Annotated in this window: 9 protein-coding genes; all 9 read right to left on the bottom strand. The window is 52.8% G+C overall.

The features are described from left to right. Nucleotides 1-3: 3 nt before the first annotated feature. A complete protein-coding gene (locus Poly51_RS15440) occupies nucleotides 4-3351 on the bottom strand; it encodes a carbamoyltransferase N-terminal domain-containing protein (protein WP_246114532.1) in 3348 nt (1115 codons plus the stop codon). A 48-nt stretch (nucleotides 3352-3399) separates the two neighbouring features. Then, nucleotides 3400-4590, bottom strand: a complete 1191-nt coding sequence (locus Poly51_RS15435) for a glycosyltransferase (RefSeq protein ID WP_146458704.1) — start codon at nucleotides 4588-4590, stop codon at nucleotides 3400-3402. Next, nucleotides 4587-6020, bottom strand: a complete 1434-nt coding sequence (locus tag Poly51_RS15430; protein ID WP_186775583.1) for a glycosyltransferase — start codon at nucleotides 6018-6020, stop codon at nucleotides 4587-4589. The genes Poly51_RS15435 and Poly51_RS15430 overlap by 4 nt, the downstream gene beginning before the upstream one ends. 8 nt (nucleotides 6021-6028) lie before the next feature. Then, nucleotides 6029-7450 carry an O-antigen ligase family protein gene (locus Poly51_RS15425; protein WP_146458702.1) on the bottom strand — a complete coding sequence of 474 codons (1422 nt, stop codon included), beginning with the start codon at nucleotides 7448-7450 and terminating at the stop codon, nucleotides 6029-6031. Between the two features lie 21 nt (nucleotides 7451-7471). Continuing rightward, nucleotides 7472-8224 (bottom strand): class I SAM-dependent methyltransferase, encoded by a 753-nt coding sequence (locus Poly51_RS15420; RefSeq protein ID WP_146458701.1) that lies wholly within the window; start codon nucleotides 8222-8224, stop codon nucleotides 7472-7474. 126 nt (nucleotides 8225-8350) lie between these two features. Beyond that, nucleotides 8351-9253, bottom strand: coding sequence for an AAC(3) family N-acetyltransferase (locus tag Poly51_RS15415; protein ID WP_146458700.1), 903 nt, complete (start codon nucleotides 9251-9253; stop codon nucleotides 8351-8353). Continuing rightward, on the bottom strand, nucleotides 9250-9798 hold the full coding sequence (locus tag Poly51_RS31810; RefSeq protein ID WP_186775582.1) for an acyltransferase: 549 nt from the start codon (nucleotides 9796-9798) through the stop codon (nucleotides 9250-9252). The genes Poly51_RS15415 and Poly51_RS31810 overlap by 4 nt, the downstream gene beginning before the upstream one ends. A 1-nt stretch (nucleotide 9799) precedes the next feature. Continuing rightward, nucleotides 9800-11404: a lipopolysaccharide biosynthesis protein gene (locus tag Poly51_RS15405; protein WP_146458699.1), complete on the bottom strand. Its 1605-nt coding sequence runs from the start codon at nucleotides 11402-11404 to the stop codon at nucleotides 9800-9802. 320 nt (nucleotides 11405-11724) lie between these two features. Beyond that, the gene (locus tag Poly51_RS15400) at nucleotides 11725-12636 is read right to left on the bottom strand and encodes an XrtA system polysaccharide deacetylase (RefSeq protein ID WP_146458698.1); all 912 of its coding nucleotides are present in this window, start codon (nucleotides 12634-12636) and stop codon (nucleotides 11725-11727) included. Nucleotides 12637-12660: the final 24 nt, after the last annotated feature.

The raw sequence follows: 12660 nt of genomic DNA, 5'->3' as shown, positions 1-12660 counted from the left end.
ATGTTAGAACATCACGTAGACGGACTCTGAAATTTCCGCCGCTTGGTCTTCGTCGACCGGATGCTTCGATGCGACCTGCAAGATTTTTGCGACGGTCGGTTCAAGCAATCGCCCCACTTTTTGATCTCGCCATCGTGACACAACCGCGGCGGCGACCAGCGACGCGTTGGCGTCTGGATTCGTCAGTGCCGACGCGAATTCAAACTCTTCACGAGCTGTGTCTGTTGTCGATGTATCCGACCAGGTGCTCGCTCGTTTGGGCGGCGTGTCCACCGACACCATCGCCATGCCCTGGCTTTTCGCTTTCGTTGCTTCGGGCCAGAACGATGATTCGAACAATTTGGCGATCTGTTCGTGATATGGATCCGTCGGCTTGGCCTGAGGCACAGCATAGACGTCTTCATTCTCAAGTCCTTCGCCTTTGCCCTCGGGCCACTCAGGCTGTTCGCCCTTCACCAAGATGCAGTCGTCCAGAGCCAGGATATCCATCTCGGTTCGCATGAAGCATCGGTAAGCGTCCTGGGGCGTACACACGATCGGTTCGCCTCGAACGTTGAATGAAGTGTTAACCAGCACGCCGAAGCCGGTGTCTTTTTCAAACTGTTTGATCAGATCGTAAAAGGCTTGATGGTGTTCGCGTCGCACCGATTGGATGCGAGCCGAGTAGTCGACGTGCGTAACGGCGGGAATATCCGATCGCAACTGACGGACAATCGGCAATAAATCCTGGTCGACGTCTTCGTCCTTTAGCTCGATCGCAATTCGGCGACTTTCCTTCACTGGTGCGACCAGCAGCATGTATGGACTTTCGCGGTCAAGATCAAAGTAGTCCGACACGCGCTCGTGCAACACTGCCGGCGCAAATGGACGAAAAGACTCGCGATACTTGATCCGCAGGTTCAGCGTCGTCTGCATCTCGGTATTGCGAACATCGCCAAGAATCGAGCGAGCCCCCAGTGACCTTGGACCAAATTCTAGTCGGCCCGAAAAATGCCCAACGACCTTGCCATCGGCCAACTGTTTGGCGAGAAACTGGTTCCGATCGTCGCCGGTCCGTTCGCGATAGGGGAAGCCGTGCGTGTCCAAGTAAGCCTTGACTTCGTCGCCGGAAAAACCTGGGCCCAAATACGAACCGCCTTGATCCGACAATTCGCTGCGTTCTTTTCGAGGTTGCCCGTAATAGGTATGCCAAGTATCCAGCGCAACACCCAGCGCGCATCCTGAATCCCCCGCAGCCGGTTGGATCCAAATTTCGTCGAACACGCCTTCCTTTAGCAGCTTTCCATTGGCGACGCAGTTTAGCGCCACTCCGCCGGCCAAGCAGAGACGAGACTCGCCGGTCAGTTCGCGTGCGTGCCGAGCCATGCGAATCATCGCCATCTCGGTCACTTCTTGAATCGATCGCGCCAGATCCATCTCGCGACGGGTAATCCGACTCTCGGGATCCCGTCGAGGGCCTCCGAATAGTTCGTCAAATTTCTTCGATGTCGTGCTAACATCGCTAAGAAACGCGAAATATTCCATGTTCAACTCAATTGATCCGTCCTCTTTCAAGTCAACGATGTTGTCTAAAATCAATTGCGTGTAGATCGGACGGCCATAGGGAGCCAGGCCCATCATCTTGTACTCACCCGAATTGACCTTGAACCCGGTGAAGTGCGTGAACGCCGAATACAGCAAGCCAAGTGAATTCGGAAACGTCATCTCGCGCAACATCTTGATCGAGTTGCCTTGACCGTGTGCGATGGATGCGGTTGCCCATTCGCCCACACCGTCAATCGTGATCACGGCTGCAGATTCGAACGGCGACGGAAAGAAGCAGCTTGCCGCGTGCGAACGGTGGTGGTTGCCCTGCAGCACCGGCCCTTCAAAGCACATCGCGTCACGGACCAGTTTCGGAAGATGAAGTTTGGATCGCGCCCAGTCAGGGACAATCGTCGCCCACATTTTCCGCGCCGACTCAACGTCGATCGCCATCAGGCTGTGCATGATTCGTTCAAACGTCAACGCCGAATCGTCATAAAATGATACCGCCGAAACTTGGTCCTGGTTGATGCCAGCCTGTTCTAGACAGAAGTTGATTGCGTTCACGGGGAACCGTCGATCGTTCTTGACGCGACTGAATCGTTCTTCTTCAGCCGCCGCAACGATCTCGCCGTTTTTTAACAGCGTCGCCGCCGAATTGTGATAGAAGCACGACACGCCCAGGATATATTCACCCTGATTGGACGTCGTTCGATCCGGCAAAACCGGTGAAGAGTCGGACGCCTGCGTCTGATCCTTCGCAGCATCCGCAACGATGGCGATATTCCGCTTGGTCAAAAACGAATCCATTTTTTTCGCGACTAAGTTGTTCGCATAGGGTGTGAAGTGGCCACCCTGTTCGAAGCTCAGTTTCAAGCGTTCCTGGTAAGGGAGTTTCCCTAACTCTGTCGAAACATCGCCGACGTGAACGTTGTGTTCAGGCGAATCGAGTTTCTCGAACAGTGTCTGGTACACCGGTTCCATTCCGACAAGATAAAAGTCGCGCGTCGGAATCGGGAAAATGACAACCGGCAATGGTTGGACTTCTGCGATGAATTGACGAAGGATAGCTTCCATCAATCTCCACCCGGCCGTTTGATCGGAAAGGATATCGGGATAAGGGTGGTGACCTCGTATCCTTTTGAACTCGGTGATCAAACGCGATCCCGCGTCCGAAAGCAATGACGAGTTCCGCAGTTCCTTCAGTCCCGGCACCATCGAATACAAGTCGTGGACTTTGTTGATAAGATCGTCGTCTCGTTTGCTAGAAGCCGCTTGTGAGCCAGTGTCGTCTTTGGGTCGATCGGTCGGAACGGGCACTTGGCATAGTTCCAACTTGCCTTCATTGAGTTCGAAGTAGGGCTTGGGCACTCGAACGCGTTGCCCCGTGATTCGGTCTACCGAAGGACGATGCGATGTTTGAATTCGGTGAAAGCTGTCGATCTGCACACAAATGACAATCGCGTCGGCTTCAATATCTTTGGCAAACTTGCGAAATGCCAAAAGGTGCTGGTCCGTTCCGCTTCCGGAAATTCCAAAATTGTAGACCTCGCATCCGTGAAGCTTTGCCAATTGATCGGAATAGCGATCGCAATTCGATACGTTGTCACCCGCGGTATAAGAATCACCAAACATTAAGATTCGCGGCCGATCCGACTTCGGCTTGGCAAACTCAACGTCCGAACGAAAACCGGTTGAGTTTGTCTTGACAAAATAGCCACCGGCCTCGTTCGTCAGCCGTGCATTTTGATTGGGAACGAATCGATGGCCGATGTCCGGATCGTGTTGGATCAGCATCCGATGCGTGGACTGCTTTAGCAAGAACATGATTGTTTAGTGAATGTAGGAAAAGTTAAAAGAGAGAACGATCAGCGACTAACGGCCTGGTCGAGTCATGGCGAATTCGGCGGCCTGGGACCAGAGGTTCGCGTATTCGCGGTACATGCGGTCCACGGGGTACTCTTGGCAAACATGGGAACGATTGGCTTCCCCCAAATGATTCCGCATTTGCAAATCATTGGCCAGTGTCTTAAGCGCGGACGTGTAGCCCGCGTGATCGTCATGTGCGTACACAAAGGGACGATTTTCATCGCTTAGCATTCGCTTATTGTCAGCGATGTCAGTCGACACTACCGGAAGCCCCGAGGCCATTGCCTCGAGCAGGGAATTGGAGGCCGCTTCCGACATCGACGCGGTAACATTTACATCGATCGCGTTGAAAGCACATTCCGGATTGTCGATGTAGCCATGGAAATACAGCGATTCCAATATCCCAAGGTCGCGGGCTAGGTCGGTCAAACGCTCACGTTCGGGACCGTCACCGAACAAGGCAAGAACCGCGGGACATTCCATCGAAGGCTTCGCCGCAGCGAAAGCACGCAAAAGCATTGGCACGTTCTTGCTTGGCCTTAGTGATCCGACGTACCCAAATACGACGCTCCGGCAATCGCCGTGTGTGATTTTCTCCCTCAGTTCATCGTTCATGCCGGGTGAAAAACGTTCCGTGTTGACCCCGGTTTTAATGAAAGCGATTTTGTTCTTCGGCACGCCAAACTTGCGTATGGCAAGGTCGTAGAGCGTGAACGAGGTCACGACAACGCGGTAGCATCCGGGCAACAGGACTCGCCGCGCAAGTTGTCTTCGCCAGCCCTTGCCGTCCAGGTCCGCCGAAAGCCCGCACTCGTTATGAATCACAGGTCGGAACCGAGCGATTTTCGCAGCTAAGACCGCGTCGGTGGCGCCCCAGTTGTAAGTCAGGACCACGCTTGGGTTAATGTCCCGAACACACTTCCAAAGGTCGATGGGAAATCGGATTGGGCCTTTCTTCGGCGGACCTTGAAAGACGCGAACATTGCATGATGGGTCAAGCACGTCGGCCGCATCTGTCCGTCCACTGATCGAAAGGACGGCGTGCCCATGTCCCGGTCCCATTGCGTTGATCGTCCGCGAAACGCGGATCTCTGCGCCTCCCCGATTGTATTCAGGAAAGATGTGCAAGTATTTTACGGGACCAACTTGGGTGTCGATACTGATGTGCTTTGACAATTGCTGGTAAGAAATACTCATAGGTCGCTTAGGCCCTCGGCGGCATTGCTTACACAATCAAAGACGCTTGCCATTTCTTTTGTCAACTGTTGCCCGTCAAACCTTTTTTGCGCCTCGTCCCAAAGGGATGGCAATGAATTGCCTTTCGAAATTTGCCTGATCGCGTTCGCGATTTGGTCAACATTTCCAGCTTCGGCAATCGTGCCGATCTGGTAGCGTTGGACAATGCTTGAAACCGCTCCGGGAACACAGATCGCCAAGATCGGTTTCCGAAACAACAGCATCTCAAAAAGCTTCCCAGGAACTTGAAGCGCCGTTCCAGGCTGCAACAGTACGAATCCGTCGACTTTCGCCATGCGGCGGAGCATTTCATCGTGCGGCACCGCCGGTTTCACCTCAACCAAATCTCCGACGCCTTTTTCAATTGCGTAGTTCTTTAAGTCGAAATTGTCGTCACAAAATCCAATCTGCTCCAGGAACACCGATAGTCCGCTACGATGCAATTTTGCGATCGCATCTATGATTGGCCTTGGATCTCGGTTGCGATAAACACTGCCTGGGTGGAGCAGTCGCATTGCTCCGCCGCTCTCCTGTACCGTTGAACCAGTTGCGCCGGATTCTTCTGCACTCGAACGCGACTCGGTATAGGAATCGATTCTTAATTTAATTTCGGGGTCGAAGCCGTTTGGGATAGATGAAAACTTCTCCCGAGGTTGTTGGGAATAGTGCGTGACAAAATCGTTTTCCAGTTCGGGTGTATTCAGTACGACTGCTGAAGCGTCCGTGACACACTTTTTCTCCAATCGGGCAACCCAACGGTTGGCAAGCCAGGACTTGTTGCGAGGCCCCCAGGGCACGCGCGTCCACGGATCTCGAAAATCAATCACCAAAGGAAGGCCTGCTCTCATGGCGATCTCCCTACCGACCAGCAGCGATGAGAAAGGCGGAGCAGTCGCATAGACTAAGCGACAGTTGTTTTCTCGCACGATTTGAAGCCCGCGATCGACCGCGTCTTTTTTCCACGCAATACGATTGTCGGGAATTGCGAAAAGTAGCTCACTCGATTTTTGTCGCATGCCCGACACGACTGACTTGAAGTACCGCGGATCGCTTGCGTCGGACTTTGGCACGATCTCGGTTGCCTTTGAGCCGTCCAATGGGCCTGCGGTGGAATCGAAATTTTCACGCTTTCTGCCCGGTCGCAGTACCGATTTCACTCTGGCCTTGAAGACATCCTCGGGCCGAATCATCTCTACCTGATGAACGGTCACACCGGACGGGACTAGGTCTAACAACTTCGGATCGACCTGGGATTCCAGACTTGGTTTCGATGTAAGAACCGTTGGTTCCCAACCACACTCCGGTAGAAAACGCGTGAATCGAAGCGTTCGATGGATGCCAGCCGACACCGTCGGCGGAAAGTTGAACGCAACAATCAATACGGATTTCAAAGGACTATTCAACGCACCGCCGCCGAGTCATGTGGATCAAAGCCGCCTGATGGGCGTGGTTTTTCACCGCCCAACGGATTCGTTGATTGAAAACTAGGTTCGTTCTCGTCGTCAAATTCCTCGTCGTCGCCCAGCAAATCAGTTTCCGGCAATTGGCTAGCCTTCATCAATCGCGCATATGCAAAGCAGCAGGCAGCCAACCACAAGAACCACTCGCCGTCTAAAACGCTTGTGAACTGCGAACAGACCATTTGGCCCGCAATCGCCGAGATCAAGACTGTTCCGATCAACGCATCATCAACGTTCAAGTCTTTTATGCATTGATGAAGTGTTCGCCAGGCTAACAAACACGCCTTGCCAATGATCAGCATCATGAAGACGAGTCCCTGGATTCCCCAGCCAGCGGCGATATCAAGTGGACCGTTGTGAACGGAGCGGAATTCCTCTCGAAAGTGTGCGATATAGCCAACACCACGTGGGCTTGTAAACGCGGCTTCACCTCCCGATCCTAGTGGGTAGTCAGCGATCATCTTAAGGGCTGCACGCCAGTAATCGAGTCGTTCTGATGCAGAGCCATCACGTTCTTCGGCACTCGCAAATATCGATTCGAATCGAGCCCAAATGTTGGCATCGCTTGCCATCACAAGCACCGCAACAACACCAATTGCGCATAAGCCGACCGCGCGTTTTCGAGCCGGTCCGCGAGCAAAAACGACGATTGCGATCGCTGATGCGATCAAACCAAGGTAGCTGCCTCGACTGTTGCAACGCAGTAGCGACTCAAGAATTAGCGGTGCCAAGGCCAGCGAAATGAATCCGAACCATTTGTTTTTCATGGTCAAGACAAAGTAGGCAGCCAAGACAAGGCCAACCGAAAGGACGGCAGCCGTTCCGTTGGAGCCCTGCGCTCCGGCAAACCGAATACCTTCAAGTCGTCCGCCATCACTGAAGCCCTGGCCGCTTAGAACAATCTGATAACCGACAAAGCCGCACCCCAAAACCATTGCAAAGATGGCAAGTTCAAGATCTTTCAGGTTCCGAATCGAAAGATAGAACAATGCCGTCGTCAAACACCCTTTCCAAAGGATGTCAAAAACCTTTGCGCTTTCCGGTGGATAGTCAGCAAAAAAATGGTGAATGAAGAACGCATTTACCGACACCAACAGCAGCAATTGCATGAAGACACGGCTCGGCTTATCAAGACGCGGCCGGCTCTTAAAACCCAACAAGTTTGCCACGGCCAACACAAGAACCGCAACCAAGCTCCATCGCATGGTCAAGGAAGTCAACAAACCACCGCCGAACCACCAAAAAACGGGGCTGGCGTAAAAGACCATCAAGTGACCTAAGACCGCATAGACGGGCCTTTTCACGGAGGCGAGCGACAAGCCTACGAACACGCAGATCCAAAGGAGTCCAGTAAGGCTCATTTCGTTGGCGTTTTAAAGGCGTTACTTGTAGGCATAAAAGATAAACTCACCCATGACGGCGAAGTTTCCAACTGGGTTGTTGATAAGAGGCTCCAAATGTCGCAAACGATTGGGAACCGGGTATTTGACTTCAAACCGAGAGAACCCGGCAGCGCGAAAGATCTTTTCCCAAACCGCAGGTTGTTGGTGAATCCTCCAGTCAATCGTCCGTTGGGTCAGGCACCATTTCCGCGGCCAGCCTATCCGGCGCAGTTGAGTCCAAAGGCAGTATCGGCAAGCGTCGGTTGCAATGATGGCACCGCCTTCGTCAAGCAAAGTATGCAACTTCTCTGCAATGGCTACGTATTTGTCAAATGCATCTTTGTCGCGACTCGCATTTTGCGGAGTTTCGTAAAGGTGGTTCAGCACGGCAATCATCACGATTAAATCAACCGAGCCCTCAGCGATATCGAGCGAGTTAAAGTCTTCTTGGCGCAGTTCCACATTTTCGAGCGAAAGCAACTTGATGCGTTCGTTCTGAATCGCAATGACTCCCGAAGTCGATCCCTCCATCTCTGGTTCGACACTTATGACGTGCTTGGCGCCGGAAAGCCCGCAATGCAAGCTGATCAGTCCTTTTCCGCTGCCGATTTCTAAAATCCGTTTGTCGTTTAGGTTTGTATCGCCAAAGAGTTGACTGAGATACCGTCGATAACCGGTTGGGTTTTCATGTCCGTCTTCGGCCTCGAATTTCAGCTTCAGTGACTCTCGCTGTGTGATTTGATTAAGGGTCATGATATGTGCCAAAGTCGTTTTCTGTAGTGAATGTCGTCGCTAGCCACAAACGCAAGTTGCAATGATCGTAAGTTTGTTGTCGTCGTGCCGAGTCGTCGCATGCGGCTCGGGTTGCCCAGGTTGCTGCTAGCCACTTGAGTGCTTTGATTCGCTGGGGCGACGCATTGTACTCGGCGTTCCGGTGCACAATTCGACTAGGGTGCCAAAGCTTGTTGACGAGCGATCCAGCAGCACATCGGGGTCCATTTCTAATGCCTTCAGCATAAAGTCGCGGAAGGGTAAAGCGTCAATGACAATCGAACTGCCATGCCCTAGTTTCGCCTCCCGCAGGCATCCCGATTGTGATAATGGATTTTTAAATGCGTTGAACCGGCTAGGGATCGCTCGCTGGTGGCATCGCACAAGACTCTTCTTAAGCTCGCCAGTCGTTAGCTCGATATCAAATTCATCTTTCGTCGGCTTAAGCAGGTACGGCACGTCTGCTATCGCTTCGACAGAGTGAAAGCAGGTATTGCGTTTCAATTCGACGCCGAGCAGAAAGATTTGCCCGTCGTTTTCCATCATGCGACCATAAGGCGTGTTTTCTCCGCAGGGGCTTTCCGCTTCTAGGTGCCCATGTGTCAGTTGGCTCGCAAGCGGTCCCAGGGCGGTGACGGAGTGGGTCGGATGAGCACTCCGGACCACGCCCGGCCAGCGACGGAACGTTTCTGCGATGTGGCCGACATGGGTTGGGTCCTGGTTCTGGGAAAACGATCGCTTACCCCGATTCACCTCAATCCAGGTATGAGCGGGCATCATCAGGGTCCCTTCGTTGCCGAGGTATTTGATCAAGGCCTCGATGACGGAGTGGGCACCACCTGGGACGTAACCGAGCGACGACAGCGATGAATGGACCAACACGATTCCACCCCGGCGCAGTCCAAGTTCTTCAAAGTGAGCCGATAAAGCTTGCGGTCCTAGGTGTGGGCTGCTGATATAGCGATGAATGGCCTTGAGCCTGCGTTTCAGGCGGTACTTCAGCGAACTCATGATGAAGCACCCGGTTCGGACGCGCCGCCATTGCTATCCGAATCTTTGCGACTGCCCACTTGAACCGCAGGCGTGCCTGCCACAATGGAGTAAGGTTTTGTGGATTTCGTGACCACCGCGCCGGCCGCCACAATCGTTCCGGTCGCTAAATGGACACCCGGTAGGATGACGCATCGCGCAGCGATCCAGACATCGTCTCCAATGACGACACGCGAACCGCTGTAGCCCTGGAGTCGAACCGGCGTCTTCGTGTCTGTAAAATTGTGATTCTGTGACCAAATGAACGAACCTGGCCCAATGAGTACGTCATTTCCAATCTCAATCCCCGATTTGGCATTGAGTTGGCAATAGGTCGAAATTGCCGAGTGGTTCCCGATCCTTAAGTTTTCTGGGTGATAGATCGTAACATTCGAAAGTACTCGCGAAGTATTGGGGGCATCAAACCCATAAAATTTCCTTCGCGCTCGTTCACCGGTCCGACCTGGCAAACCTCTTAGTACGGCTCGCAGCCACTCTCGGTATTCCCTTTTTATTTCTCGCAGCACGTTAAACTGATGTCGTATTCGATGGTTTGGTCGCGGTATCGGATCGATCGGCGCTTTGATCGCCGCGGCGAATCACCGTCCGTATTTTGGCGGTCACAGCGACTTTCAAATGCAAGATCTGCGAAGTCGACAATAGTATCGGAAAAAAAAGCAGCGAGATCATTGCCGAAAGACTGCCCGCAACGAATAACTGCGGCCAAGTCGCAGAGTTCCCCAGTAAGCTGTGCAGCGCTAACATGGTACCGCTTAGCAATATCCCATAGATGATCGGCCTGGATGCGATATCGGCCAACAGCTTCCATTTCGTTTGCCCGAGTATCTTTGCGTGCGCTGGAAAGTGAAGAAAGAGCCCCGTTAAAAAAGCAGCCACCATCGTCCCAGCAGCGATTCCGACTGGTCCCATTAACTTTCCTGCAATCACGCTTGCGACCAAATTGATCGCTGCCTCGGCGGTTAAAAAAATGGAGATAGGCTTGAGCAGGCCCTCCGCCAACATCAGTTGCGTACCAACTCGTTGAAGCCCAACAAATGTAAATGCGATGCTTAGAACGACATAGATCACAGGAACCTGTGAAGATAACTGCTTTGCATCCGCAGAGTCGCCCAGCCACAGATGCAGAAATGGGCTGACCCAAGTTGAGCCAACAATCAACAGGGTCAGCGAAATCCCAAGAACGATCCTGGTCGACGTGCTGTATAGTTCGGCGATTGATTCCTTACTGCCGTTCTTAATAAGATGCGACATTGATGGAAAAAGTACTTTCGTGCCCGTCACGACAACTTTCGTGCCATATTCGACCAGTGCGCCTGCGATGCCGTAGGGTGCCACGGCTTTGGCACTAAATAAAACTGCGACAACAGTTGCGTCGGAGAAATAGATGAGCTGTCGACAGATTCCAATCATGAAATTCCATCCACTTACGCTCGCAATCTCCTTCAATTCGGTTCGATCAAACGTCACGCCACAGTGCTTGATCTCGGGCAAAAGTCGCCGAGCCACAGCGACTCGAATTGCAGCATCAATGCAGTCGGTGATCGCCAGGATCATCGCTAGTCCGAAAAGCCCCATTCCGGCGCTAAGTGCTTGCCAGGTCAACACGGCGAAAACCACACGCGTAGCCACTGAGATCGCATTCGCAATGTCGTAACGTTGAAGGCCAACGAGCACTGACCCGTAGGGTGCAATCGGCATCTTAATCGCAACGCCAATCGCTTGAACTAGCACAACCGGCAACACCAAGTGTGCTATGTCGCCCGTCATGTCAACGGCATACGGAAGCAGTACTCCAACGGCGAAAGCCACCACCAAGATCGCGATGCCAAAACCAAGCAAAAGCGGTATGGCAGCGGCAATGTGTCGACGTACAGAATCGTTGTCGCCTGCCGCGATTCGACGCGTGATAGATTGGGTCAGGCCCGCCCGCAAACCCATGTCGAGCATTCCGTAATACCCGACCATGCTCTGTATGAGAAGCCATACGCCGTAGGCTTCTGTTCCAAGCTTGGCAATGACAAAAGGAGTAAGGATTAGCGTGACCACAATCTGGCACGCCAGGCCTATCCAGCTGGACGCAACATTCTTCAATACTGTTTTAGCGACGTTCATTTAATGTTTGCGTTCGATCGCGTTGACATTGCACCGGCAATCAAATATTGAGTATCAAGTATCAGATCGATTCTTGACCAACAACCTGTAACTAAAATTGCAGTGACTCTTCCGGTTCCACGCCTGACGAACGCATCTTGCTGTAGCCATTTTTCTGCATCGGGTCTGCGTAGACGGGGAGACATCCAAAGGGATCTGACTGCGCGGACTTCGTCCACGTGGGTGACCGCGAAGCGCAGGCAACCCCATGCGGGTGAACTCTCTAAAATGTCTTGCCTTCCGCCGACCTAGCGGAAAACGATGGCTAAGTTGCTGAAAGCCTAAACCGCCACCGTGTTAGAATCTGGTGCCAGCTGGGGTTTACGGCCATCGCCCCAGTGTGATCGGATCGAGTCAGCAACGGTGCCGAATTTGTGGTTCGAAATCAAACGGCTCAGTTTTGACTGCGTAGATGCGAGTCCGACATAGTGCCGAAACCGGTTCATTCGCCCAATGTCATCAACCCTAGGCTGCTGCGGATCAACTTCCCACGGGTGAATGTAAAACATTGCTGGACGGCGTTCGTTTTCGATCTTTGCGATTGCCATCGATGTCAGGGCTTGCGGCAGCAATCGAAAATACCCTCCGCCAACGGGAACCTTAACGCCCATCACATGAGCTAAGGAGGGCGGGAACTCTTCAATTGATCCGCTGCGCCTCTCAATCACATGGATCTCGCGTTTGGCGTCGGCTATGCCATAGCGATCGTGCCCCGAGATCGGAAAGATACTACTGTCTTGGGTGAAGCCGTGCTCAATTAGGATGTCCAGCGCCCAAAGTGATTTTTCGACGATCGAAAAACTCGGTGCTCGATAGGCCGTTGTCTCAACCCCGCACGCGTTATGGATCGCATCTTTGGAATCAACCAGATCCCTCGCAAACTCTTCTTCCGAAATGTCATACACCAAACGATGCCAATAGCCGTGCGAAGCAATCTCGTGACCGGCCTTGGCAATGCGTTTGACCAGCGCCGGGTACCGCTCAGCCACCCAACCAAGGACAAAAAAAGTGCCTCTGACTTCATGTAGATCGAACGAGGAAAGTAGCCGATCGGTATTTGCCTCGACTCGGCTCTCGTATTGATCCCATTGCTTCCGAAGCACACGGTTTTCAAATCCCGAAACCTGAAAATAGTCCTCTACATCGACCGTCAGCGCGTGGCAAATGGTCGAATCAGTTCCGTGTTTTTTCATAACGGACTCCCGCTCTTGGCACCG

Source organism: Rubripirellula tenax, assembly GCF_007860125.1.
Taxonomy (GTDB): domain Bacteria; phylum Planctomycetota; class Planctomycetia; order Pirellulales; family Pirellulaceae; genus Rubripirellula; species Rubripirellula tenax.
The sequence above is the reverse complement of the archived record's forward strand: the minus strand, read 5'-3'. Positions and strand labels throughout refer to the sequence as shown.